Below are 24,504 nucleotides of genomic sequence, written 5' to 3'. Positions count from 1 at the left end.
TCACTCCGCCGGTGCCGGCTCGGCGGCCGGCGTCGCTTCGGGCTTCCGGCGACGCGCCCACAGGGCCTCGGCCGTGCCCAGAATGCCCTTGGGCAGGAAGAGCGTGACGACGACGAAGAGCCCGCCGAGCGCGAAGAGCCAGTACGGCGCCATAAAGCCGGAGGTGAAGACCGTCTTGGCCCAGTTTACGACCACGGCACCGAGCGCCGCGCCGACCAGCGTGCCACGCCCGCCGACCGCGACCCAGATCACGGTCTCGATCGAGTTGGCTGGGGCGAATTCACTGGGGTTGATGATGCCGACCTGCGGCACGTAGAGCGCACCGGCCACGCCCGCCATGCAGGCCGAGACGGTGAAGACGAAGAGCTTGAAGCGATCCACCCGGTAGCCGAGGAAGCGCGTGCGGGATTCCGCGTCTCGGATCGCGATCACCACCTTGCCGAGCTTCGAGACGACGATGCCGCGGGCGATCAGGAAGCCCACCGCCAGCATCACGCAGGTCATTGAAAACAGAGCGGCTCTGGTCCCTTGCGCCTGGACGTTGAAGCCGAGGATGTCCTTGAAGTCGGTCAGGCCGTTATTGCCGCCGAAGCCCATATCGTTGCGGAAGAAGGCGAGCAGCAAGGCATAGGTCAGCGCCTGGGTGATGATCGAGAGATAGACGCCGGTGACGCGCGAGCGGAAGGCAAACCAGCCGAAGACGAAGGCGAGCAGGCCGGGAACCAGCAGCACCATCAGCATGGCGAAGGGGAAGGAGGAGAAGCCCCACCAGTACCAGGGCAGCTCCTGCCAGTTCAGGAAGACCATGAAGTCGGGCAGGATCGGATTGCCATAGACGCCGCGGGTGCCGATCTGGCGCATCAGATACATGCCCATGGCGTAGCCGCCGAGCGCGAAGAAGGCGCCGTGGCCGAGGCTGAGGATGCCGCAATAGCCCCAGACGAGATCGAGCGAGACCGCCAGCAGCGCGTAGCAGAGATATTTGCCCCAGAGCGACATGGTCGAGGTCGGAACGTGGAAGGGCGAGCTTGCCGGCAGCAGCAGGTTCGCCAGCGGCACCAGCACGCCGAGACCGAGCAGGATCGCCAGGAAGATTCCGGCACGCTTGTCCATGTTCTGGAGGAGGAAGCGGGTGATCATGCTTCCACCGCCCGGCCCTTCAGCGCGAACAGGCCGCGCGGTCGCTTCTGGATGAAGAGAATGATGCAGACCAGCAGCGCGATCTTGCCGAGCACGGCGCCGGCATAGGGTTCGAGCAGCTTGTTGGCGACGCCGAGTGTCATCGCGCCGACCAGCGTGCCCCAAAGATTGCCGACGCCGCCGAAGACCACGACCATGAAGCTGTCGATAATGTAGCTCTGGCCGAGGTTCGGACTGACATTGTCGATCTGCGAGAGCGCAACGCCCGCAAGGCCAGCGACGCCCGAGCCCAGCCCGAAGGTCAGCGCGTCGATGCGGCCGGTGCGGATGCCCATCGCCGAGGCCATGCGCCGGTTCTGGGTGACGGCGCGCATCTGCAGGCCCATCGGCGTCAGCTTGAGGATGGCGAGGAGTGCCGCGAGGACCAGCGCCGCGAAGACAATGATCCAGAGCCGGTTGTAGGTGATCGCCAGACCACCGAGTTCGAAGGCGCCCGACATGAAGGCGGGCGCGCCGACCTCGCGATTGGTCGGGCCGAAGGCGGTGCGGACCGCCTGCTGCAGCATCAGGCTGATGCCCCAGGTCGCCAGCAGCGTCTCCAGTGGCCGGCCATAGAGGAAGCGGATGACGCCGCGCTCGATGGCGATGCCGACCGCCCCGGCGACGATGAAGGCAGCAGGCAGCGCGATCGCCAGCGACCAATCGAAGAGCCAGGGCGCGTTCGTGCGGATCAGTTCCTGCACCACGAAGGTGGTGTAGGCACCGAGCATGACCATCTCGCCATGGGCCATGTTGATGACACCCATCACGCCGAAGGTGATGGCGAGACCGATGGCCGCAAGCAGCAGCACCGAGCCGAGCGAGAGGCCGTACCAGAGGTTCTGTACGACGGCCCATAGCTTCAGCCGGCCCTCGATGGCGGCGACCGCCCTGCTCTGCGCATCACGGAGCGTCGGCGTGATCTCGCCGGAGAGACCGCGCAGCGCCGCCAGCGCATCCTGATCGCCGCGTTCGCGCAGCACCTCGACAGCCGCGACCCGATCGAGCGGCTGGGCATCTGGCTTGGCGATCAGGATCGCGGCCTGGGCCTGTCGCAAGGCGGCGAGCGCGCGCGGATCGGTCTCCTTGCCGATCGCGGCCTCGACGATCGGCAGCAGGCCCGCATCGCGCGACTTGAAGACGGCCTCCGCCGCGGAGATGCGCTTGCCCGGATCGGGATTGAGCAGGCTCAAGCCACCGAGCGCGGCCTGCACGGCACGGCGCACGCTGTTGTTGAGGCGCACCGTCTTCAGTCCTGCGGGCGCCGCGGTGAGCGCGTGCCCGGTCCGGGCGTCGACCAAGCCGCCCGCAGCTGTCTTCACCACGACACCGCCCGCCCCGACGAGCAGCCGCCCGTCGCCGAGCGCCTCGATGATCAGCGACGCATTCGGATGAGCCGTCGAAACGAGGATTTCGATCGCGCGGGAGGTATCCGAATAGCTGTCGGCTGCGAGCCGCGTGAAGGCTTCGTCGGCCGTCTGCGCGAAGGAAGCGACCGAAGCGGCGAGGAGCGCCACGAGGATGATGATCGCGTGCTTCAGGCGATGGAAGATGAGCATCGGGCCGGTTCGTCTCACGCTTGGTTCAATCTCAGTCCTCATCCTGAGGAGCTACGCAGAGGCGTCTCGAACGATGGCTCCAGCGCGCTCTGGACCATCCTTCGAGACGCGAGCCTTGCTCGCTCCTCAGGATGAGGGCTCGATCGGAAACGGGTCGCCTGTGAGCGGGTGAATGAAGGGCGGCCGGGATTTTTTCCCGTGCCGCCCTTCCCCCTCATGATCTCAGACGCCGCCGCATTTGCCGGTCTTGACGTTGAAGTTGCCGCATTTCTTCTCGACCCAGTCGCCGACGAGGTCCTTCGAGCCGTCGAGTTCCTTCGACCAGGCGTCGCCCGGCACGAGACCGCTGGTCTTCCAGACCACGTCGAACTGGCCGTCTTCCTTGATCTCGCCGATGAAGACCGGCTTGGTGATGTGGTGGTTCGGGAGCATCTTCGAGATGCCACCGGTCAGGTTCGGCGCCTCGATGCCGGGCAGCGCGTCGATGACCTTGTCCGGATCGGTGCTCTTGGCCTTCTCCACCGCCTTCACCCACATGTTGAAGCCGATGTAATGCGCTTCCATCGGGTCGTTGGTGACGCGCTTCGGGTTCTTGGTGAAGGCCTGCCACTGCTTGATGAAAGCGTCGTTCTCGGGCGTCTTGATCGACTGGAAATAGTTCCAGGCTGCGAGATGGCCGAGCAGCGGCTTCGTATCGATGCCGGCAAGCTCCTCCTCGCCGACCGAGAAGGCGACGACCGGGATGTCGGTCGCCTTGATGCCCTGGTTGCCGAGCTCCTTGTAGAACGGCACGTTGGCGTCGCCATTGATGGTCGAGACCACCGCCGTCTTCTTGCCGGCCGAGCCGAACTTCTTGATGTCGGAGACGATGGTCTGCCAGTCGGAGTGGCCAAAGGGCGTGTAGTTGATCATGATATCCTCGGGCTTCACGCCCTTGGACTTCAGATACGCCTCGAGGATCTTGTTGGTTGTGCGCGGGTAGACATAGTCGGTGCCGGCGAGAACCCAGCGCTCGACCTTCTCCTCCTTGGCGAGATAGTCGACGGCGGGGATCGCCTGCTGGTTCGGCGCGGCGCCCGTATAGAATACGTTGCGCTCGCTCTCCTCGCCCTCGTACTGGACGGGGTAGAACAGGATGTTGTTGAGCTCCTTGAAGACCGGCAGCACCGACTTGCGCGAGACCGAGGTCCAGCAGCCGAAGGTGGCCGCGACCTTGTCCTTGGTGATCAGCTCGCGCGCCTTCTCGGCGAAGAGCGGCCAGTTCGAGGCGGGATCGACGACGACGGCCTCGAGCTTCTTGCCCAGCAGACCGCCCTTCTTGTTCTGCTCCTCGATGAGCATCAGCATGACGTCCTTCAACGTCGTCTCGGAGATGGCCATCGTGCCCGAGAGCGAATGAAGGATGCCGACCTTGATGGTCTCCTGCTGCGCCGCCGCCGGCAGATAGGAGGACCCGAGGAAAGCGGCGCCGGCCAAAGCCGTGCCGAGGAATTCGCGACGATTGCTGTTCACGGACATCTCCCGAAGGATGTTTGTTGGCGGCGCCCCTCGACGCCGGCAGGCCTCCCTGGCCCGGAGGCAGCTTTCGCAAGGGCCGTGCCAAGCGCCGACGGCCTTTGCGACGAGGCGCAAATCTCTGTCCGTAACGAGGCTTTGGCAGCATTTCCTGCGAAAGCGCGACCACTCAACGCAATCATCGAACTCAACGGGAGAAATCTGCCCATTCCGTCATCAAATCACGTGGCGCATGTTTGTGCACCGCAGCATATGCCTGAAATTTCATCGACGGGCACGGGTTTTAAGTAACGGAGTACAGCGTTTTTTTTGGCATTTACGAGCACAGGAGAATCGACTTAGCCTCATCTTCGTCGGTAACAACTGAAAGGAGGTGATCCAGTGTCTCATTGTCATCAGCCGCTGGTGCAAAGCGGGTGGACCTGGACCTCTTCTTCCCGGGGTTCGTGTTCCGCGTGAGTTTTCGCACCTTTGATCCGGCTCGCTGGATCGCGGTTCGACAATGGAAGGGCTGTCCGAAAGGGCGGCCCTTCTTCTTTTGATCTCGCGAATGCTGGCGCGAGCCCACAAGGCGTGGCAGACAGGCGGGGTGACCTACTTTCCCAGCCTTTACCCGTCGAGTACCAGCATTGTCCGTTCCTGAACCGAGCCGCGAGGCGATCCTCGACTTCATCGAGGAGGAGCGCGCCGCCGGCCGCGAGGTCGGCCGCCGCGAGATCGCCAAGGCCTTCGGGCTGGACCAGGGCGGCAAGATCTGGCTGAAGCGCCTGCTGAAGGAACTTGCCCAGGAAGGCGAGATCGGCGGGGACGGCAAGGAGCGCCCGGTGCATCCGCGCGGCGCGCTGCCGCCTGTGCTGCTGTCCGAGATCAAGCGCCGCGACCGCGAGGGCGACCTCATAGCCCAGCCGCTCGAATGGGACGAGGCGGAAAGCGGCGCACCGCCGCAAATCCTGGTCGAGCGCGTCCGCGAGGGACGACGGAAGCCGCACGCGGCGGCCCCCGCCCCGGGCGTCGGCGATCAGGTCATCCTCAAGCTGACCCGCCTGAGGGGCGTCGCGGACTTCGCCTATTCCGGCCGAGTGCTCAAGATCATGGGCAAGGCCAAAGCCGCCGTGCTCGGCATCTTCCGCGCCCTGCCCGACGGCTCGGGCCGGCTGGTGCCGATCGACAAGAAGGCACAGGGGCGCGAGGCGATCATCCCCAAGGGCCGCACGGCCGAGGCTGAAGATGGCGACCTCGTCTCGGTCTCTCTGCGCCGCGAGAGCCGCTTCGGCCCGCCCGAGGCGCAGGTGCGCGAGCGGCTGGGCTCGATCAAGTCCGAACGCGCCGTCAGCCTGATCGCGATCCACGCCCACGGCATCCCGCATGAATTCCCGCCGGCCGCTCTCCAGGAAGCGGCGGACGCACCGACCGCGACGCTGAAGGGGCGCGAGGACTGGCGCGAGCTACCGCTCATCACGATCGACCCCGCCGACGCCAAGGACCATGACGACGCTGTCCATGCGGCGCCCGACGAGGACCCGGCCAATGCCGGCGGCTTCGTCGTCACCGTCGCCATCGCCGACGTCGCGGCCTATGTCCGGCCGGGTTCGGCCCTCGATCGCGAGGCGCTGGAGCGCGGCAATTCGGTTTATTTCCCCGATCGCGTCGTGCCGATGTTGCCGGAACGGATCTCGAACGATCTGTGTTCGCTTCGCGAGAACGAGGACCGGCCGGCCATGGCGGTGCGGCTCGTGCTCAAATCCGACGGATCGAAGAAGAGCCACTCCTTCCACCGCGTGCTGATGCGCTCAGCCGCCAAGCTCTCCTACCAGCAGGCTCAAAGCGCGATCGACGGCAACCCGGACGAGAAGACCGGGCCGATCCGCGAGAGCGTGCTGATGCCGCTCTGGGCGGCCTATGGCGTGGCGGCTCGCGCCCGCGACCAGCGCCAGCCGCTCGATCTCGATTTGCCTGAGCGCAAGCTGATCCTGAAGCCCGACGGCGCGGTCGAGCGCGTGATCGTGCCGGAGCGGCTGGCCGCCCATAAGCTGATCGAGGAATTCATGATCCTCGCCAATGTCGCGGCGGCCGAGACGCTGGAGAAGGCCGGGAGCCTGCTGGTCTATCGCTGCCATGACGAGCCGTCGCTCGAGAAGATGCGCGCGCTAGGCGAGGTGCTGGCCTCGATCGGCATCAAGCTGCCGAAGGACGGGGCGCTCAGGCCCGTGCTGTTCAACCGCATCCTGGCGATGATCAAGGGCTCGGAGAACGAGACGCTGATCAACGAGGTGGTGCTGCGCACGCAGGCCCAGGCAGAATATGTCGCCGAGAATTACGGGCATTTCGGCCTTAATCTGCGCCGCTACGCGCATTTCACCTCGCCGATCCGCCGCTATGCCGATCTGATCGTCCACCGCGCGCTCGTCACCGCGCTCAAGCTCGGCGATGACGGCCTGCCGAAGAATACGACGCTCGCCGAACTGCGCGAGATCGCGACCCGCATCTCCGCCGCCGAGCGCCGCGCCATGGCAGCCGAGCGCGAGACGACCGACCGACTGATCGCGCACTTCCTCGCCGATCAGATCGGCGCGAGCTTCGACGGGCGGGTCGGCGGGGTGAATCGCGCGGGGCTCTTCGTGAAGCTCAACGATACCGGAGCGGACGGCTTCATCCCCGCCTCCACGCTCGGAGGCGACTATTACCGCTATGACGAGGCTGCCCATGCCCTGATCGGCGAGCGCACCGGCGAAAGCTGGCGCCTCGGCGACAAGGTGCATGTCAAGCTGGTCGAGGCCGCGCCCGTCGCTGGCGCATTGCGCTTCGAGCTGCTTTCGGCCGGCAGGACTGTGGCGACGGGCCGCGCTGGCAAGCGCCGCGGCGGCGCGCCATATGGGGAAAGCCGGCCGACGAGCTTCGGCAAGAGGGCCAAGCCGGGCCGGGCCAAGCCTGGCAAGAGGCGGTGATGAGCGTCCAGATCCACAGCGCGGAAACGCATGTCGAAACCCGCGACTGGCGGGAAGCCGTGGCGCGTGGGCTGAAGGGCCGATGCCCACATTGCGGCCGCGGAGGGCTGTTCCGCGCCTTCCTGAAGCCGGTCGATGCCTGCGAATCCTGCGGTGAGGAGCTGCATCATCAGCGCGCCGACGACCTGCCGCCCTATATCGTCATCACCATCGTCGGCCATATCGTGGTCGGCGGCATTCTGCTCGCCGAGAAGTACGGCGACTGGCCGATGTGGTGGCACATGGCGCTCTGGCCGGCATTGACGCTGATCCTGTCCATGGCCCTGATGCAGCCTGTGAAGGGCGGCGTCGTCGGCCTGCAATGGGCCGTGCGCCTACACGGCTTCGGCGGCGAGCCCGACCGGCCCGAACGCCAGCCCCTGCCCCCATCCGGATCGCGCCCATGACCGACCACACCGTCACCCTGACCCAGGCCGAGCGCGTCCGCACCACGGTCAATCTGCGTCCGAAGGACGCCGCGACCATGCTGATCCTGGACCGCAGCGGCGCGCGCCCGAAGGTCCTGATGGGCAAGCGCCACGCCGGCCACAAGTTCATGCCGGGCAAATACGTCTTTCCCGGCGGACGCATCGAGGACGGCGACCGACGTATGGTCGCGACCGGCGCGGTGCCGCAGATCTGCGAGGACCGGCTCGGCAAGCGCTGCCTGCGCCCAAGCGCCGGCAAGGCGCGGGCGCTGGCGCTCGCAGCAATCCGCGAGACCTTCGAGGAAACCGGTCTGCTCTTCGGCTCTGACGAATTCGGAGCGCCGGAGAATCCGCCGGCCGGAAGCTGGACCGACTTCGCCGCTCAGGGCGTGTTTCCCGATCTCTCCGCCGTCACCTTCGTCGCCCGCGCGATCACGCCGCCGCGCCGGCCGAAGCGCTTCGACACCCGCTTCTTCACCGTCGACGCCGCAGCGGTCGCAGGCAAGGTCGAAGGCATCGTCGGACCGGATTCGGAACTGACCGATCTCGTCTGGGTCGATTTCGAGGAGGCGAAGGCGCTCGACCTGCCGACGATCACCACTGTCATCCTGCAGGAGGTCGAATCGCGCATCGCCGCCGGCTTCGCGCCCTACCTGCCGGTGCCGTTCTACTGGGAGAAGCGCGGCAGCTTCGTGCGCGAGGAGCTCTGAACCGGCGGAAATCCCGCCTTACGGACAGGATCGTCATCGGATCGTTATTCTTTCTTGACTTCCCCAGCCCTTTGCGGCATCTCCCACGCCGACAGTTTGCCGGGTTCGCCCGGCCATTTTCTTTTCCGAGGGCTTTGCGGCCCGCATGGTTCGAGGATAGACCCATGGCCAAGGCCGTGACGATCAAGATCAAGCTGCTTTCGACCGCCGACACCGGCTTCTTTTACGTGACGAAGAAAAATTCGCGCACGATGACTGAGAAGATGTCAAAGAAGAAGTACGACCCGGTCGCGCGCAAGCACGTCGAGTTCAAGGAAACCAAGATCAAGTAAGGCTTGCCCCTACTGGTCTGGACCAACGCAAAACCGCCCTTCCGGGCGGTTTTTTGTTGCCTGCACTTTTGGCTACATCTCTGTTGGCTGAGCGACTTTTGTCGCCATTCTGACTGTTCGGCCGGCGAAGCGCGCCGCTAAAGCTCAAGCGGCAGATGCGTGCGGTCAGCGATCAACCACGACAACAAGCCCGTGCTGATCATCAGCACGGCCACCAATACGGCCTGGACCATAACGCTACACCGCCCCCGTTTCCCGTAGGGCAATAGCTAGAATTTTAACGTTTTGTAAATGAATTTATTCGGTAGAATCGCGCTCATGAAGGCTGCATGACGCCAGTGGAGGCAGCCCGACATGGATGAACTCTCTGAAGCCGGGCTGGATCTTGAGCTCAGCGAATTCGGCAAGCGATTGGATTCGCTCCTGATCTCCCGTGGGTGGAATCCCCGGGCACGGCGGAGCGCTCGGTCGAGCTTCGAGTTTTCGGCGAAGCGCTATTCGCCGGAGGCTGTCCACATCGTCCTGGATGCCGTCATGCCGGAAGCAGCGGCCAGGGAAATCATGGCCCTCGCCCTCCGGCACGGCCTGACCGAACCAGCCAGGCAAGACACTCCGCCGAAGCCCCGCTGAACACAGCGGCCCGCGGCTGCGGCGCAACCGCCGGCGCGCATCTCAGCGCCCTCAATCGCGGCACAGCTGCCGGGTCATTGACTCTTTCGGGAAAGCCCCCACCTGTTGCGCTTCCGCCGTCGCCCGGATCGAAGCCGGGATTGCAGGATAGCGAGGACCGAACGGCATGGTGCGACAGTTGCTGAAGCTGCTGGTCGAGATTGATTCCTCGCGCTTCCTCACGACACGCATCGGCGCAGCGCTAAGCGTGCTGGCTTTGCTCGCGGCCTTCGGCGCTGCGGGGTACTGGTTGCCGGCGGCGATCTCGGACTATCTCCAACGCTGAAGCGGCGGCCCAGAAACAAGGTGGCCGGCCGGCGGCGGTTCTGAGGAGGCCAGAATTCCGTCACCGACCGGCCGAGCCCTTCGGTTACCCAGGAGATGCGGCGGACCCGAGCTCCCGAGGGGCGTTCCGGAGCGATCACCGGGACCGCTGCGTTGCAACAACCCTTACAATGCAACGTATCCGAATCAATCAAATCCAACCGATTCCCCTGCGTTCATCGATCGTTAACCCTACCGGCTAATCTTAAATTTCCGCCGGGCGAAGCTGACTCTACGGCAATTCCAAAAACAACTTCAGATCGTTGCCGATTGTTGTTCACGCACTGCCTTAGCAATCGGCCGGAAGTCCGCTGATACCGCAGATTGCCGCTGTCCAGCGGCAGCCGGCCACGGCCTGCCAGGCGAGGCCCGACGCCTATCAACCTGGCTTGAGCAAAGATCGATCGGTTACGCGGCGCTCGCGGCGATGACGCGATTGCGGCCACCGGCCTTGGCCCGATAGAGGGCATCATCGGCGCGCTTCATGATGTCGGCCGAAGAGGCGTCCCCGGCGCGGCGGTTCGCGACGCCCACCGAAACCGTGACCCTGATATCGCGCGTGTCGTTCTGGATCGCGAAAGGCTCACTCTCGACCCGCTCGCGAATACGCTCCGCGACCTGGCAGGCGGCATCGCGCCCGGTATCTGGCAGGACGACGACAACCTCTTCGCCGCCCATCCGAGCAACGAGATCGATACCACGGGTGCATGCGCGGACACGGTTCGCGAACTCGCGCAGCACCTCATCGCCGGCGTCATGCCCCCAGCTGTCGTTGACAGCCTTGAAGTGATCGACATCGAGCAGAAGGATCGACAGCGCGCGCGCGCGCAGCGCCGACTCGTCGAACATCATGGCGAGCCGGCTGGTCATGAAGCGGCGATTGTGCAGGCCCGTGAGCTGATCCATCACCGCCATCTCCATCGACGACTGCACGCTGTCGCGCAGCCGCTCGGTGAAGCGCTTCCGGCGCACCTGGGTGCGAACCCGGGCGAGCAGTTCGTTGCGGTCGATCGGGCGGAGCAGGAAGTCATGCGCGCCGATATCGAGGCCGCGCAGGATGCGGGCACGGTCCTCGGCCTCCCCCATCAGCAGCACGGAGATATTGCGCGTGCGCTCCAGCGAGCGCAGCTGACTGCACAGGCGCAAGCCGTCCTGATCTTGCAGGTCGAGGCTGATGATGACGCTGTCGAAGTCGCCATCGGCAGCCCGCTGCGCCGCCTGCTGGGCATCTTTCTCGACCTCGACGACATGGAAGGCCGAGAGCGCGCTCTGAAGCCGCTCGACCACGCTGGGCCGGTCCTCGACCAGCAGGATGCGGCCATTGAGCCCGGTTTCGGCGGCCGCGGCGGCCAGCGGATCGGCCATGCCGAGCCGGACCGAAGCAACGGCACGGCCGCGCAGCTCGTCCGTCATCTCCTTCAACCGTGCCAGGCTCCGCACCCGGGCGAAAAGCGCGGCATCGTCGAGCGGCTTGGTCAGGAAGTCGTCGGCGCCGGCATCAAGCCCCTCCAGGCGGTCGCGCGGCTGGTCCAGCGCGGTGACCATGACGACCGGAATATGCGCGGTCGCCGGCGTGCCCTTCAGATAGCGGCAGACCTCGAAACCGTTCATGCCCGGCATCATGACGTCGAGCAGGACGATGTCCGCCTCGCCGCGCTCGCAGGTCGCAATCGCATCCGCGCCGTTCAACGCCGTCACCACGCCGAAATACTCGGCCGAAAGCTTGGCCTCGAGCAGTTTCACATTGGCGGCGATGTCATCGACGACGAGGACGCGGGCAGTCATGGATCGCTCTTAGGCGGCGCCGGCATAAGCGCGGACGGTCTCCAGGAACTTCGCAACCGAGATGGGCTTGGAGAGATAGGCCTCGCAGCCGCCCTCGCGGATCCGCTCCTCGTCGCCCTTCATCGCGAAGGCCGTGACGGCCACCACGGGGATCGCCTTGAGGTCGTCGTCCTCCTTGATCCATTTGGTGACCTCGAGCCCGGAGACCTCCGGAAGCTGGATGTCCATCAGGATCAGCGCCGGATGGTGAGTCCGCGCCAGCTCGATAGCTTCGATGCCATCCGACGTCTTCAAGGTCGCATAGCCATGCGCTTCGAGAAGATCGTTGAAGAGCTTCATGTTGAGCTCGTTGTCTTCGACGATGAGAACCGTCTTCATCAGGCCGCCCTTCAATCGCGCCAGGGATGTCCGCCAGCAGCCAGCGGTCTTTCCAAAATGGCGGCGTCGTTCGATGATAGTCTCTAACACGCGAGCAGTTGACGAAACGCAAACCGGATACGCGACTCCCAGGCCATGGCACCAAGACTGACCACCGAGGATGCAGAGACGCTGGCATTGCGCGCCCTCGGCTTCCTGGCCGCAGAACCGGAACGGATCGAGCCTTTCCTCAGCACGACCGGTCTCGGCCCGGCCAATCTGCGTTCCGCGGCGAGCGAACCGGGTTTCCTTGCGGCCGTGCTCGACCATATCGCGGGAAGCGATTCGCTCCTGCTCGAGTTTGCCGAAAATTTAAGGCTGAATCCGGAAATTATCGGGGAGGCACGCCGTCTGCTCGCCGGGCCGGAGCCGGACGACTTCCCTTGATCACGAGTCCCCTCTCGCTGCGCAGCCTGTGCCGCGATTGCCTGGCGGATCACGAGGCGGCGGGGCCGCTCCGGCGCTGCCCGGCTTGCGGTTCGCCGCGCCTGATCAGGCATGCCGAGCGCGATGCCCTGAGCCTCGCCCATATCGACTGCGACGCCTTCTACGCGACGATCGAGAAGCGCGACGATCCGACCCTGCAGGACAAGCCGGTCATCGTCGGCGGCGGCAAGCGCGGCGTGGTCTCGACATGCTGCTACATCGCGCGCACCTATGGGGTGCGCTCGGCCATGCCGATGTTCAAGGCGCTGAAGGCCTGCCCAGAGGCGGTCGTCGTCAAGCCGAACATGGCGAAGTACGTCTCGGTCGGGCGCGAAGTCCGGCAGTTGATGCGCGAGCTGACGCCGCTGGTCGAGCCGCTCTCGATCGACGAAGCCTTTCTCGATCTCGCGGGCACGGAGCGCCTTCATCACGCCAGCCCGGCCATGACGCTCGCACGCTTCGCCAAGCGCATCGAGGCAGAGCTCGGCATCACCATCTCGGTCGGGCTGTCCTATGCCAAATTCCTGGCGAAGGTCGCGTCCGACCTCGACAAGCCGCGGGGCTTCTCGATCATCGGCCGTGGCGAAGCGGTCGCCTTCCTCGCCGACAAGCCGGTCAGCCTTATCCCCGGCATGGGGCCGGCAAGCGTCGCGAAGCTCGCGGAAGGCGGCTTCAAGCTTGTCGGCGACCTGCGCGAGGCTGCGGCCGAAAAGCTCTTCCGCATCGCGGGCAAGGACGGCCCGCGCCTCAAGAATCTCGCTAACGGCATCGATCCGCGCAAGGTCACGCCCGAGCGCGAAACCAAGAGCGTCTCGAGCGAAACGACGCTGGACGTCGATCTCTCAGGCTTCGATGAGCTGGAGCCGATTCTGTGGCGGCTCTGCGAGAAGACCTCGAAGCGGCTGAAGGCACAGGAACTCGCCGGCCGGACCATCACCCTGAAGCTGAAGACGGCAGACTTCCACAGCATCACCCGCGCCACGCGGCTGCCCGAGCCGACGCAGCTCGCCGCCCGGCTCTTCACCGCCGGGCGCGACCTGCTGAAGCGCGAATGCAACGGTCCGCGCTACCGGCTGATCGGCATCGGCACGAGCGATTTCAGCCCGCCCGAAGAGGCCGATCATGGCGACCTTGCCGATACGGCGACGCCACGCCTGAAGGCGATGGAGGGCGCGCTCGACAAGCTGCGCGCCCGCTTCGGGGATGAGGCGATCGGCAAGGGGCTGGGCCTCAGGCTTCCGCAGCGCCGATCGTCCGAGCCGGCTACTTCGCGCAAGCTTCCTGAGGAAGAAGATCCAGACGGGTGAGCGTGCCGCGCAGCGCGAAGCTGCCATAGTCGAGCTTGATCGCGCCGGTGACCCCGTTCTCGTAGAGTTCGAAGGAGATCGTGTAGGAGGGCGTCGACTCGCCCGAACCAACCTTGAAATAGGAGATCGTCACCGGCCAGCGCGCCATCTTCTCGAATTCAGGGCGCTGCAGCGGCTTTTCGGAGGGCTCGCTTTCGATCCGCTTCCCGATGACCGAGAGCGTGTCGTAGACCTCCTTGCCTGAATTGGCGCCGTCGTAGAGCCTCACATTGAGGGTGTGCTGGCCAGTGCGCGCGGCCTGGATGACGGCCTTCATTTGGGCGTTCGGAAACAGCGCATCGGCGCCGTCGCGATGGGTTTCGGCGTTGGGCTGGCGCAGTTTCACCTCATAGCCGCCGCCGCTCTTTTCCGCAGTGCCGTCGACGGTCTCGGGCGCGGCGCCGCCGGAGGAGCTTTCGGTCTTGAAGCGATAGCTCGCACCATCGCCCGCCTCGAAGCTGGTGGTCCGGGCGTCGATGACCCGCGGGCCCGCCTCGGTGCCGAGCTGGGTGACCTGCCGGAAGGACAGGGCATAGCCCTCACAGGCGTCGCCGGTGAACTCGAAGGCGATGCGGCCCTTGGCCGTCTCGATGTTGCCGGATGCCTTGGCATTGTCGAGAACGAGATCATAGACCGCGCGATGCGGCGCGAGCACTACGCGGTCAAGCGCGGGCTGCGCGGCCTTTGCCTGCGCCCAGGCCGGCCCGGCGGCCAGCATCAGAGCTGTGATACCAATCTGGCCCGCATGGGCCGCGAGCCTCAGACTTGTTTGGTTCATGCGCCGCTTTTCCGTTCCGTCCTCATTGGAAATCTAGGTGCAACGCGGCAATGGCGCAAACATGGCAAACAGCCCGCTTCCTGACGCCGCACCACCCCTGCCCTCCGGACATGTCGCGATGCTTGCGGGCTGTCCGGGCTTCGGTCATGAAAGACCAGTCTCGCAAGACCGGTCGCAAAGACCCTGCCTCGCTCGCGGAGCCGTGCCCATGAACGTCGTCGAATCGCGCCTCGCCGAACTCGGAATTACTCTGCCGAGCCCGGCCGCCCCCGTCGCCAACTACGTCCCCTATGTCGTCACCGGCAATCTGCTGATCATCTCCGGGCAGATCTGCTTCGGGCTCGATGGCAAGCTTTCCGACAAGCATAAGGGCAAGCTCGGCGCCGAGATCTTCAACGAGGCCGGCCTCGAAGCGGCGCGACTCTGCGCCATCAACGTTCTCGCCCAGGCCAAGGCGGCGCTCGATGGCGATCTCGGCCGGATCGTGCGCTGCGTGCGCCTCGGCGGCTTCATCAACGCCGCCCCGCATTTCGCGGCGCTGCCGGCGATCATGAACGGCGCCTCCGATCTGATGGTGGAAGTGCTCGGCGACAACGGCCGCCATGCCCGCTCGACCGTGGGGGTCGCCGAATTGCCGGCCGATGCCGCCGTCGAGGTCGAGGCGATGTTCGAGATCCGCTGATGGCTCAGACTTCCAACACTACCGGCCGGCCCGAACTGGGCTGGCTGGTCGCGCGGCCGATCGCGCATCGCGGCCTGCATGATCTTGCTGCTGGCGTCATCGAGAACAGCCCCTCGGCGGCACAGGCCGCCATCGCCGGCGGCTTCGGCATCGAATGCGACGTCCAGCTCACCGCCGATGGCGAGGCGGTCGTGTTCCACGATTTCGTGCTCGACCGGCTGACGGGTGAGAGCGGTGCCGTCGTCGAACGCAAGGCCGAGGCGCTCTCCGCCATCACGCTCAAGGGCAGCGGCGACCGCATCCCGACCTTGTCGGCCTTCCTCGACCTGATCGGCGGGCGGGTGCCCGTTGTCATCGAGATCAAGAGCCGCTTCGACGGCGATCTGGCGCTGACACGCCGGACGGTCGAGGTCGTCGCCGGCTACCGGGATCATCCGATCGTGATCAAGTCCTTCGATCCCGCGATCGTGACCGCTCTGCGCGAGATTGCGCCGGAGATTCCGCGCGGCATCGTGGCGATGAACGCCTATGATTACGGGGACTACGACAAGCTCTCCCCGGAACGGAAACATGCGCTGGCCAATCTGCTGCATTTCACCGAGAGCCGGCCGCACTTCCTCTCCTGGAAGGTCGCGGATCTGGAGAGCGCCGCGCCCTATCTGTGCCGCAACGCGCTCGGGATGCCGCTCATGAGCTGGACCGTGCGCACGCCGGAAGAGCGGCAGCGCGCTGCCGCCTTTGCGGACCAGATGGTCTTCGAGGGCTTTCGTCCTTGAGCAAAGGCGAAAGCGACGATCTGATCGTTCGCATCGCGCCCTCCCTCAAGGCCGTTCCCGCAGGCGCGTGGAACGCTTGCGCCAATCCCCACGCCTTGCGGGACGCTGTATTGGCGCCCTGCCCCGCCGCTGCAAAAGGCGGCATCGACCGGGACAACCCCTTCGTCAGTCATGAATTCCTGACGGCGCTGGAGGAGAGCGGCTGCACCGGCGGGCGCAGCGGCTGGTCGCCGGCCTATCTCCTTGTCGAGGATGGCGCCGGCCAGCTGCTCGCCGCCGCACCGAGCTTCCTCAAGAGCCATAGCCAGGGCGAATACGTCTTCGACCATGGCTGGGCAGACGCCTATGAACGCGCCGGCGGCCGCTACTACCCCAAGATCCAGGTCGCGGCGCCCTTCACCCCGGCAACGGGGCCGCGCCTTCTTGTTGCCGATGGGCCGCGCGCCGATGAAGCGCGGAAGACGCTGATCGCGGGGCTGGAGGCGCTGCGGGCGCAGACGCAGTCCTCCTCGGTCCATGTCACCTTCGCGCAGGAGCCGGACATCGCCGCGCTGAGGCAGGCCGGCTATCTCGAGCGCGACGACCTGCAGTTCCATTGGCAGAACGAAGGCTTCGGCAGCTATGACGACTTCCTGGCCACACTCGCGTCGCGCAAGCGCAAGGCGCTGAAGCGCGAACGGCGCGAGGCACTCTCGGCCGGCATCACGATCATGGCACTCTCGGGCCGCGAGCTGACCGAAGCGGTCTGGGACGATTTTTTCGCCTTCTACCAGGATACCGGCTCGCGCAAATGGGGCCGGCCCTATCTCAACCGCGCCTTCTTCTCGCGCGTCGGCGCGGCGATGGGCGAGCGCATCGTGCTGATGATGGCGAAGCGCGCGGGCCGCTACATCGCCGGCGCCATCAATTTCCGCGGCGGGAACACCCTCTACGGCCGCAACTGGGGCTGCATCGAGGACCATCCCTTCCTGCATTTCGAGGTCTGCTACCATCAGGCCATCGACTACGCGATTGCGCATGGGCTCGCCCGCGTCGAGGCCGGCGCGCAGGGCGAGCACAAGCTGGCGCGCGGCTATCGGCCGGTCATCACCCACTCCCTGCATCATATCGCCGATCCCGGGCTGCGCCGTCCGGTCGCAGCCTATCTGGCGCAGGAGCGCGAGCAGATCGCCGCCGCGCAGGCCGCGCTGGCAGCGGAAACGCCGTTCCGCAAGACGGGAATGCATGATGACTGAGATGGAGACGTCGGCAGTGGCGGTCGGGCAGCCGATTTTCTGCCTGGATGCCGAGCTCGGCTATCGGCGCAGCCTCACCGACTTCTCCGCGCCGCTCCGGCTGGATGAAAGCTACAGGCTGGCGCATCTGCCGCTGGTCGCTCCGGAGCATCCGGCCGTGATCCCCCGGCGCGAAGGCAAGTTCTATGAGATGGGCCGGCATCCGCGTGTGTTTTCGCTGGTGCTGCCTGTTCATAACGCCGCCCTGCAGGCATCGCCCGCCTTCCGCGCTTTGGAAGGACAGCTCCGGAGCGCCCCTTTCGCCAGCAAGATCGCCTGGGAGATCCTGCCGAAGCGGCGCGACAAGCTGCACGCCACGGTCTGCGGCTCACTCGGAATCGCGGAGCCGCCGACGTTCGCATCGGCTGCGCGCGATGCCCTCGGCCGGATCGAGCCCTTCGCCGTCGAGCTGCGCGGATTGTTCTCCGGCAACGTCAATCGTGGCCGGCTCTATCTTGCCGCCTATCCCGAGAAGCGCAACGGCGCGAACATGCTGCAAGCGGTGCAGGCCGCCTTCGGGCGCCCGCCCGGCGATCTCTGGCTCGTCGGCCTGTACAATCTCAAGGACGATCTCGATGCCGCCGAGACGTCAGCGCTGGCCGACATCGTCGCGCGCTGGTGGGACCGACCGCTGCTGCGCCTTACAGCGAGTGCGCTGCAGGTCATGAGCGCTGGAGACGATCTCGTTCTAGACGGTGCCGTCGAGGAGACTTTGCCGCTGGGCGACTGACGCGGGCAAGATCAGCTTCCGCGGCCTTGACGCCCTCGCGAGCCGGCCACAGGTTCAAGGCTCTGCTTCCAAGCCATCGGAACCGCCATGACCGCCTATGATCCGTCCAACGTCTTCGCCAAGATCCTGCGCGGCGAGCTGCCCTCCCACACCGTCTACGAAGACGCCGAGACGATCGCGATCATGGACATCATGCCACGCGCCGACGGGCATGTGCTGGTGGTCCCGAAGGCGGCCTGCCGCAATGTGTTCGATGCCCCGGCCGAGGTGCTGAAGGCTGTCGCGCTGACGACGCAGAAGCTCTCGCGCGCCGTCAAGACCGCCTTCGCAGCCGAGGGCGTCACCATCCAGCAGTTCAACGAAGCCGCGGGCGGCCAGGTCGTCTTCCATCTCCACGTCCATGTCATGCCGCGCTTCGACGGCGTGGCGCTGCGTCCGCACACCGGCGCGATGGAGAAGAACGAGGTGCTCGCCAGCAATGCCGAGAAAATTCGCGAGGCCCTGAAAAAAATCTGAGGGGGATGTCACAAGGGGCTCGGCTGCCTCGTCTTATCGTCATCCCCCGATGGAGAAAGACCATGAGCCAACGCCTCAACGCCTTCCAGGTCGCCCCCGGCGCGATCGACGCGCTGCTGAAGACGCAAAATTACGTCAATGAAAGCGGGCTGGAGCACAGCCTGCTCGAGCTGGTGAAGATGCGAGCCTCCCAGATCAATGCCTGCGCCTATTGCCTGCACATGCACTCCATGGACGCCCGCAAGGCCGGGGAGAGCGAGGCCCGGCTCTATCTGCTCGACGCCTGGCATGAATCCGATCTCTATACCCCACGCGAGCGCGCTGCCCTGGGCTGGACCGAGGCGCTGACCCGCCTTTCCGAGGCCAGCCCGAGCGACGAGGCTTTCGCGGAACTGCGCGCTCATTTCAGCGAGAAGGAATGCGTCGATCTCTCGCTGTCGATCGCGACGATCAACGCCTGGAACCGGCTCAACGCGGGCTTCCGCTCGCGGCATCCGGCCGATCGCCACCGCAAGACCGAAGCTGCTGCCTGAGCCGATGCCTCCCCGCGGCCGCACGGCTTCATCCGCCCGGCCGCTATCCCGTCAACTCGCGAGAACCGCCATGAGCAAACGTCTGAACCCCTACACGACCGCTCCCGATATGATGAGGCCGCTGATGGCGCTCGAAGCCACGGTCGCAGATTCCGGCCTCGAACACAGCCTGATCGAGCTGGTGAAGATGCGGGCGTCGCAGATCAATGGCTGCGCCTATTGCCTGCATATGCACTCGGCCGACGCCCGCAAGGCCGGCGAGAGCGAGGCGCGGCTCTATCTGCTGAACGCCTGGCACGAATCCGAACTCTACACCCCGCGTGAGCGCGCCGCGCTGGCCTGGACAGAGGCGCTGACGCTGCTGCCGCAGACCCATGCGCCGGACGCCGATTATGAGGAGACCTTGCGCCATTTCAGCGCGGAGGAGATGGTGAAGCTCACGCTGCTCATCGGCACGATCAATGTCTGGAACCGGGTCGCGGTCGGCTTCCGCTCGCACCATCCGAACGACAGGGCTCCCAAGGTCGAGGCCGCATAGAATCCACGCGCACAGGATTTCATGACGGACGTCACGGCCGCCGGCTTCGAGACCCATCGGTCCTATCTGACCCGCCTCGCCTACCGCATGCTCGGCTCGCTCAGCGACGCGGAGGATGTGGTGCAGGACGCCTGGCTGCGCTGGCACGACTCCGCGCCGGAAGCGCTGGCGAACCCGCGCGCCTGGCTCGGGCGCGTGGTGACGCGGCTCTGCCTCGACCTGATGAAGTCGGCGCGGCACCGGCGCGAGAGCTATGTCGGCGCCTGGCTGCCCGAGCCGCTGATCGAGGAGATCGGCGGCGCCGCCAGCAGTGACGAGGGCCTCGACGTCCCCTATGTCCTCCAGCTCGCGCTGGAGCGGCTGTCCCCGCTGGAACGTGCTGCCTTTCTGCTGCACGACGTGTTCGATCTGCCTTTCCCAGAGATCGCCGAGACCCTCGGGCGCAGCGAGGCGGCCTGCCGGCAGCTCGTCTCACGCGCGCGCCGGCATGCGCAGCAAGCGGGCCCGCGCCATCCGCTCTCTCCCGATGAGGCGCAGCGCTACGCCGTCGCCTTCTTCGAAGCGGCACATAGCACCGACCCTAGCGCCCTGAAGGGCCTGCTCGCGCAGGATGCGGTGCTGCACGGCGATGGCGGCGGCAAGGCGAGCTCGGTGCTCAACCCCATCCTCGGCAGCGAGAAGATCGGCCGCTTCTTCGCCGGGCTTGCCCGCAAACCACAAAAGCAGGGTTTCGTCCCGCGCTACGAGCCGGTGCTGATCAACGGCATGCCCGGATATATCAGCATGGAAACCGACACTGCGCAGGCGGTGGTGCTCGACATCGTCCACGGACAGGTCCAGGCGATCTACGTGATCCGGAACCCGGACAAGCTTAGTCCCGTGAGGGATCGGCTCGAGGCTGGACGAGATTAAGCTGCCCCGGACAGCCAGACCCCGCCGACGAGCACAACCTCACCGACCAGCACGGCCAGCATCATCCGGCGGCGGCTGATGGCCATCACGGCCACGGAAGCAGCGAGCGCGGCGACCCGTACGAACAGCGGCGCATGCGCCAGCACGCCCGGCGGGGAGACCATCAGCTTGGCGACGATGCCCGCGAGCAACGCAGTCGCGACCGCCCTCACCCATTCGAGCAATGGCGAGTCCGCGTCCATCCCGCGCGCGAAGCCGACGGCGAGCCAGCGCCAGATCTCGGTCGGCAGCACCGCGAAAAGCATCAGCGCGAGATAGGGCCAGAGCGGCCCGTCGAGGAAGGCGAGCGGCTGGGTCATCTGGCCGCCTTGCGCTTGCGGCCGATCATGAAGGCGATGCTGCCGGCGATCAGCCCGGCGACGATCAGATCGAAGCCACCACCGATGAAACGTTCGCAGATCGGCGCGAGCGCCAGCCCCAGTACCAACGCGGTGACGTCCCCGCGATGGCGCAGGCCAGCGGTCAGCGAGACCAGAAAGAAGATCGGCGTCAGGCAGAGCAGCCCGGCGGCGAATGGCACCGGCAAGGCGTTCAGCAGATAGTAGCCAGAGAAAGTCCCGACCGCGCTCACCGCCATGCAAGTGTTGGCGAAGCCGAGGAAATAGGCCGCACGCTGGTTCACAGGGATGCCCGGCAAACGGCGCAGTCCTTCGGTCCAGGCGGTCACGGCGACATAATGCGACAGAAAGAGCTGCTGCCAGACGCTCTGGCCGGGCCGGCGCAGCAGCGGCAGGATCGCCATCGTCATCGGCAGGAAACGCAGCGAGGCGAAGGCGATCGCGATCGCGATCGCGCTCCAGGCTGCGCCGGCGGCAATGGAGGCGAAGAACAGCACCTGTGACGGGCCCGCCCAGACGAGGATGGTCGAGAGCACCGCGACATCGACCGGGTAGCCAACGTCGCGGGCGAGCGAGCCGATACCGATCAGCCCGAGGCCGACGATCCAGGCCGGCAGCAGCAGCGCATCGCGCATGCCGGCCAGCGCGACGCGCTGCCAGCTCCAGTCGGCGGATACGCTCATCGGATCATCGCTGCGGGCAGCCTCGGGAAAGCAAACAGCCCGTGCAGAGCGCACGGGCCGTCAATCCCTATGGCTCACCGCAGGAGCGCTCGCCAAGCTGCCGGAAAGGGGAACGGCCCTGCACCATCTGCAAGGCCGCGGCTGCTCAGCCCTTGCCGCCCTTCATCGCCATGGTGAAGAGCTCATTGCCGAAGTCGATCAGCTCCTTGGGAATGCCGCCGACCGCCTGAATGCCGAGATAGATCATATAGATAAACGCCGGCACCAGGATCCAGCCCAGCACCTCCTCGAAGATCTTGCGACGACGCCGGCGGCGGTCGCGCTTCTCGAACCAACCCAGCTTTTCCTTGGCCGGGCGCTGCGGCGCCGGAGCTGCCGTGGGCGTTATGCCTTCGCCGGTTTCGGCGAGGGCTGCTTTCTTGCGTCGGAACAACACGTTCTCAGGCCTTCGTCAGCGGTACTTTCGGAACAGTACGGACCGTGCGACCGGATGTCTTCGGCGGATTGCCGGGATCATTATCCGGTCCGGAGCCCCCCTTGGGGGCCTTGCGCGGCGGCGTCTTCGTCGTCTTGTCGCCGCCAGCTGCCTTGGCACGCGGCTTTGTCGCCCGCTTGGCCGTCGCGGCGGCGACGTCCTTCTCCGGCTTGGGCTTGGCCGGACCGTCCGGGAACTCCAGGCCGAGCACCTTGATGCCGGTCTCCGACTGGACCACCACGACCCGGACCGCGCCACCGTTCTTGAGCCGCCCGAACAGGACTTCATCGGCAAGCGGCGTCTTGATCGTCTGCTGGATGAGGCGGGCCATCGGCCGGGCGCCCATCGCCTCGTCATAGCCGTTCTCGACCAGCCATTCGCGCGCCTCGTCCGAGAGCTCGATGGTAACGTTGCGATCGGCGAGCTGCGCCTCGAGCTGCAGCACGAACTTGTCGACGACGCGGGCGACCACGCTCTTCGGCAGATGGCTGAAGGAGATGGTGGCGTCGAGACGGTTGCGGAACTCAGGTGCGAACAGCTTGTTGATCGCCTCCGTGTCGTCTCCCTCGCGCTTGCTGCGGGTGAAGCCATAGGCGCTCTTGGCGAGGTCGGCGGCGCCGGCATTGGTCGTCATGATCAGGATGACGTTCCTGAAATCGACCTGCTTGCCGTTRTTGTCGGTCAGCTTGCCGTGRTCCATCACCTGCAGAAGGATATTGAACAGATCGGGATGCGCTTTCTCGATCTCGTCCAGGAGCAGCACGCTGTGCGGATGCTGGTCGATCTGGTCGGTCAGCAGGCCGCCCTGATCGAAGCCGACATAGCCGGGAGGCGCGCCGATCAGCCGCGAGACGGTATGGCGCTCCATATATTCCGACATGTCGAAGCGGATCAGCTCGACACCGAGCGACAAAGCGAGCTGGCGCGCCACCTCGGTCTTGCCGACGCCGGTCGGGCCGGCGAAAAGATAGGAGCCGATCGGCTTCTCGCCGTCGCGCAAGCCGGCACGCGCGAGCTTGATCGCGGAGGACAGTGCCTCGATCGCCTTTTCCTGCCCGTAGACGGTGCGCTTCAGCGTATTCTCGAGATTGCGCAGAACCTCGGCATCGTCCTTGGAGACGGTCTTGGCCGGGATGCGCGCCATGACCGCGACCGCGGCCTCGATCTCCTTCACGCCGATGGTCTTCTTGCGCTTGCTCTCGGTCAGCAGCATCTGCGAGGCGCCGGTCTCATCGATGACGTCGATCGCCTTGTCCGGCAGCTTGCGGTCATGGATATAGCGTGCCGAGAGCTCCACCGCCGCCTTGATGGCGTCCTGGGTGTAGCGCAGCTTGTGGAACTCCTCGAAATAGGGCTTGAGGCCCTTCAGGATCTCGATCGTGTCCGGGACCGACGGCTCGTTGACGTCGATCTTCTGGAAACGGCGCACCAGCGCCCGGTCCTTCTCGAAATACTGGCGGTATTCCTTGTAGGTGGTCGAGCCGATGCAGCGCAGCGTGCCGGAGGCGAGCGCGGGCTTGAGCAGGTTCGAGGCGTCCATCGCACCGCCAGAGGTCGCACCGGCACCGATCACCGTGTGGATCTCGTCGATGAACATGATCGCCTTGGGGTGCTGCTCGATCTCCTTCATCACCTGTTTGAGGCGCTCCTCGAAGTCGCCGCGATAGCGCGTGCCGGCGAGCAGCGTGCCCATATCGAGCGAGAAGACGGTCGCGTCCTTCAGCACCTCCGGAACTTCCCCGCGCGTGATCTTCAGGGCGAGGCCCTCGGCGATAGCGGTCTTGCCGACGCCGGGGTCGCCTACCAGGAGCGGATTGTTCTTCTGGCGGCGGCAGAGGATCTGGATGGTGCGCTGCACCTCGGCCTCGCGGCCGATCAGCGGATCGATGCGCCCGTCCTTCGCCTTCCGATTCAGGTTGACGCAATAAGCCTCTAGCGCGCTTTCCTTTTTCTTCTTTTCCTTGTCCTCGGTATTGCCCTGCTCGGAGCGCTGCTCTCGCTGCGGCTCGCCCTCTTCCTCGGAACCGCGGACCGGGCGGCTCTCGCTGGCGCCGGGGCGCTTGGCGATGCCGTGGCTGATGTAGTTGACCGCGTCGTAGCGGGTCATGTCCTGCTCCTGCAGGAAGTAGGCGGCGTGGCTCTCGCGCTCGGCGAACATCGCGACGAGCACATTGGCGCCGGTCACCTCCTCGCGGCCGGACGACTGGACATGGATGACCGCGCGCTGGATCACGCGCTGAAAGCCGGCGGTGGGCTTTGAATCGTCGCGCCCGTCAGTGACGAGATTCGTCAGCTCGGAGTCGATGTAGTCGACGAGGTTGCGCCTGAGCAGGTCGAGATCGACGCTGCAGGCGCGCATGACGGCCGCAGCATCCTGATCATCCACCAGGGCGAGCAGGAGATGTTCGAGAGTGGCGTATTCATGGCGGCGCTCATTGGCGAGAGCCAGAGCCCGGTGAAGCGCCTGTTCGAGACTGCGCGAGAAACTCGGCAAGGGGCGCGCTCCTATCTGTTTCCGGAAGGTGAATTCTGAGC

Annotated in this window: 25 protein-coding genes; 15 read left to right on the top strand and 10 right to left on the bottom strand. The window is 65.6% G+C overall.

Going from position 1 to position 24,504, the window contains the following annotated elements; genetic code table 11:
- The 3 genes from urtC to urtA form a co-directional block, all read right to left on the bottom strand.
- Positions 1 to 1,140, bottom strand: coding sequence for an urea ABC transporter permease subunit UrtC (gene urtC, locus AC1DEZ_RS11110; RefSeq protein WP_441511389.1), 1,140 nt, complete (start codon positions 1,138 to 1,140; stop codon positions 1 to 3).
- The gene (gene urtB, locus AC1DEZ_RS11105; protein ID WP_476779694.1) at positions 1,137 to 2,738 is read right to left on the bottom strand and encodes an urea ABC transporter permease subunit UrtB; all 1,602 of its coding nucleotides are present in this window, start codon (positions 2,736 to 2,738) and stop codon (positions 1,137 to 1,139) included. Before urtB ends, urtC begins: the two co-directional genes overlap by 4 nt.
- A 222-nt stretch (positions 2,739 to 2,960) precedes the next feature.
- Positions 2,961 to 4,250 (bottom strand): urea ABC transporter substrate-binding protein, encoded by a 1,290-nt coding sequence (gene urtA / locus AC1DEZ_RS11100; protein ID WP_441511387.1) that lies wholly within the window; start codon positions 4,248 to 4,250, stop codon positions 2,961 to 2,963.
- A gap of 632 nt (positions 4,251 to 4,882) precedes the next feature.
- Here urtA and rnr point away from each other — a divergent pair.
- The 5 genes from rnr to AC1DEZ_RS11075 all read left to right on the top strand — a co-directional run bounded on the left by rnr (position 4,883) and on the right by AC1DEZ_RS11075 (position 9,662).
- Positions 4,883 to 7,198, top strand: a complete 2,316-nt coding sequence (gene rnr, locus AC1DEZ_RS11095; RefSeq protein ID WP_441511386.1) for a ribonuclease R — start codon at positions 4,883 to 4,885, stop codon at positions 7,196 to 7,198.
- A complete protein-coding gene (locus AC1DEZ_RS11090) occupies positions 7,198 to 7,644 on the top strand; it encodes a DUF983 domain-containing protein (protein WP_441511385.1) in 447 nt (148 codons plus the stop codon). The genes rnr and AC1DEZ_RS11090 overlap by 1 nt, the downstream gene beginning before the upstream one ends.
- Positions 7,641 to 8,375: an NUDIX hydrolase gene (locus tag AC1DEZ_RS11085; RefSeq protein WP_476779693.1), complete on the top strand. Its 735-nt coding sequence runs from the start codon at positions 7,641 to 7,643 to the stop codon at positions 8,373 to 8,375. The genes AC1DEZ_RS11090 and AC1DEZ_RS11085 overlap by 4 nt, the downstream gene beginning before the upstream one ends.
- 164 nt (positions 8,376 to 8,539) lie before the next feature.
- Positions 8,540 to 8,707, top strand: coding sequence for a 50S ribosomal protein L33 (gene rpmG / locus AC1DEZ_RS11080; RefSeq protein WP_038367996.1), 168 nt, complete (start codon positions 8,540 to 8,542; stop codon positions 8,705 to 8,707).
- 796 nt (positions 8,708 to 9,503) lie between these two features.
- The gene (locus AC1DEZ_RS11075; protein ID WP_441511383.1) at positions 9,504 to 9,662 is read left to right on the top strand and encodes a hypothetical protein; all 159 of its coding nucleotides are present in this window, start codon (positions 9,504 to 9,506) and stop codon (positions 9,660 to 9,662) included.
- Between the two features lie 446 nt (positions 9,663 to 10,108).
- Here AC1DEZ_RS11075 and AC1DEZ_RS11070 read toward each other — a convergent pair whose 3' ends face one another.
- Both AC1DEZ_RS11070 and AC1DEZ_RS11065 read right to left on the bottom strand, forming a co-directional pair.
- On the bottom strand, positions 10,109 to 11,485 hold the full coding sequence (locus AC1DEZ_RS11070) for a PleD family two-component system response regulator (protein WP_441511382.1): 1,377 nt from the start codon (positions 11,483 to 11,485) through the stop codon (positions 10,109 to 10,111).
- A 9-nt stretch (positions 11,486 to 11,494) separates the two neighbouring features.
- Entirely contained in the window at positions 11,495 to 11,866 is a 372-nt protein-coding gene (locus tag AC1DEZ_RS11065) for a response regulator (protein WP_149133714.1), read from the bottom strand.
- Positions 11,867 to 11,998: 132 nt separating this feature from the next.
- On the opposite strand from AC1DEZ_RS11065, the gene AC1DEZ_RS11060 reads away from it, so the two are divergent.
- A complete protein-coding gene (locus AC1DEZ_RS11060) occupies positions 11,999 to 12,289 on the top strand; it encodes a DUF3572 domain-containing protein (protein ID WP_441511381.1) in 291 nt (96 codons plus the stop codon).
- Positions 12,286 to 13,635 (top strand): DNA polymerase IV, encoded by a 1,350-nt coding sequence (locus tag AC1DEZ_RS11055; protein ID WP_441511380.1) that lies wholly within the window; start codon positions 12,286 to 12,288, stop codon positions 13,633 to 13,635. Before AC1DEZ_RS11060 ends, AC1DEZ_RS11055 begins: the two co-directional genes overlap by 4 nt.
- Here AC1DEZ_RS11055 and AC1DEZ_RS11050 read toward each other — a convergent pair.
- Entirely contained in the window at positions 13,592 to 14,452 is an 861-nt protein-coding gene (locus AC1DEZ_RS11050; RefSeq protein ID WP_441511379.1) for a cell envelope integrity EipB family protein, read from the bottom strand. The genes AC1DEZ_RS11055 and AC1DEZ_RS11050 overlap by 44 nt on opposite strands.
- A 208-nt stretch (positions 14,453 to 14,660) precedes the next feature.
- Here AC1DEZ_RS11050 and AC1DEZ_RS11045 point away from each other — a divergent pair, with 208 nt between their 5' ends.
- The 8 genes from AC1DEZ_RS11045 (at position 14,661) to AC1DEZ_RS11010 (ending at position 20,413) form a co-directional block, all read left to right on the top strand.
- Positions 14,661 to 15,134 (top strand): RidA family protein, encoded by a 474-nt coding sequence (locus AC1DEZ_RS11045; RefSeq protein WP_441511378.1) that lies wholly within the window; start codon positions 14,661 to 14,663, stop codon positions 15,132 to 15,134.
- On the top strand, positions 15,134 to 15,910 hold the full coding sequence (locus tag AC1DEZ_RS11040) for a glycerophosphodiester phosphodiesterase family protein (RefSeq protein WP_441511377.1): 777 nt from the start codon (positions 15,134 to 15,136) through the stop codon (positions 15,908 to 15,910). Before AC1DEZ_RS11045 ends, AC1DEZ_RS11040 begins: the two co-directional genes overlap by 1 nt.
- A complete protein-coding gene (locus AC1DEZ_RS11035; protein ID WP_441511376.1) occupies positions 15,907 to 17,145 on the top strand; it encodes a GNAT family N-acetyltransferase in 1,239 nt (412 codons plus the stop codon). The genes AC1DEZ_RS11040 and AC1DEZ_RS11035 overlap by 4 nt, the downstream gene beginning before the upstream one ends.
- Positions 17,138 to 17,914: a hypothetical protein gene (locus AC1DEZ_RS11030; protein ID WP_476779692.1), complete on the top strand. Its 777-nt coding sequence runs from the start codon at positions 17,138 to 17,140 to the stop codon at positions 17,912 to 17,914. The genes AC1DEZ_RS11035 and AC1DEZ_RS11030 overlap by 8 nt, the downstream gene beginning before the upstream one ends.
- An 87-nt stretch (positions 17,915 to 18,001) precedes the next feature.
- Positions 18,002 to 18,430, top strand: a complete 429-nt coding sequence (locus AC1DEZ_RS11025) for an HIT family protein (RefSeq protein WP_441511374.1) — start codon at positions 18,002 to 18,004, stop codon at positions 18,428 to 18,430.
- A 62-nt stretch (positions 18,431 to 18,492) separates the two neighbouring features.
- Complete coding sequence (locus AC1DEZ_RS11020) at positions 18,493 to 18,963, top strand: carboxymuconolactone decarboxylase family protein (RefSeq protein ID WP_476779691.1); 471 nt, start codon at positions 18,493 to 18,495, stop codon at positions 18,961 to 18,963.
- 70 nt (positions 18,964 to 19,033) lie between these two features.
- A complete protein-coding gene (locus tag AC1DEZ_RS11015) occupies positions 19,034 to 19,501 on the top strand; it encodes a carboxymuconolactone decarboxylase family protein (RefSeq protein WP_441511372.1) in 468 nt (155 codons plus the stop codon).
- Positions 19,502 to 19,522: 21 nt separating this feature from the next.
- Complete coding sequence (locus tag AC1DEZ_RS11010; protein ID WP_441511371.1) at positions 19,523 to 20,413, top strand: sigma-70 family RNA polymerase sigma factor; 891 nt, start codon at positions 19,523 to 19,525, stop codon at positions 20,411 to 20,413.
- Here the strand turns inward: AC1DEZ_RS11010 and AC1DEZ_RS11005 are convergent.
- From AC1DEZ_RS11005 to clpA, 4 genes are all read right to left on the bottom strand, one after another.
- Positions 20,410 to 20,772 carry an AzlD domain-containing protein gene (locus tag AC1DEZ_RS11005; RefSeq protein WP_441511370.1) on the bottom strand — a complete coding sequence of 121 codons (363 nt, stop codon included), beginning with the start codon at positions 20,770 to 20,772 and terminating at the stop codon, positions 20,410 to 20,412. The two genes, AC1DEZ_RS11010 and AC1DEZ_RS11005, sit on opposite strands and share 4 nt — an antisense overlap.
- Positions 20,769 to 21,494, bottom strand: a complete 726-nt coding sequence (locus AC1DEZ_RS11000) for an AzlC family ABC transporter permease (protein WP_441511369.1) — start codon at positions 21,492 to 21,494, stop codon at positions 20,769 to 20,771. Before AC1DEZ_RS11000 ends, AC1DEZ_RS11005 begins: the two co-directional genes overlap by 4 nt.
- A gap of 145 nt (positions 21,495 to 21,639) precedes the next feature.
- Positions 21,640 to 21,927, bottom strand: a complete 288-nt coding sequence (locus AC1DEZ_RS10995) for a hypothetical protein (protein ID WP_441511368.1) — start codon at positions 21,925 to 21,927, stop codon at positions 21,640 to 21,642.
- 7 nt (positions 21,928 to 21,934) lie between these two features.
- Entirely contained in the window at positions 21,935 to 24,463 is a 2,529-nt protein-coding gene (clpA, locus tag AC1DEZ_RS10990; protein WP_441511367.1) for an ATP-dependent Clp protease ATP-binding subunit ClpA, read from the bottom strand.
- Between the last annotated feature and the right edge of the window lie 41 nt (positions 24,464 to 24,504).

Source organism: Allobosea sp. 10L422 (assembly GCF_056395345.1).
Note: the sequence above shows the minus strand (reverse complement) of the source record. Positions and strands in the feature narration are given on the sequence as shown.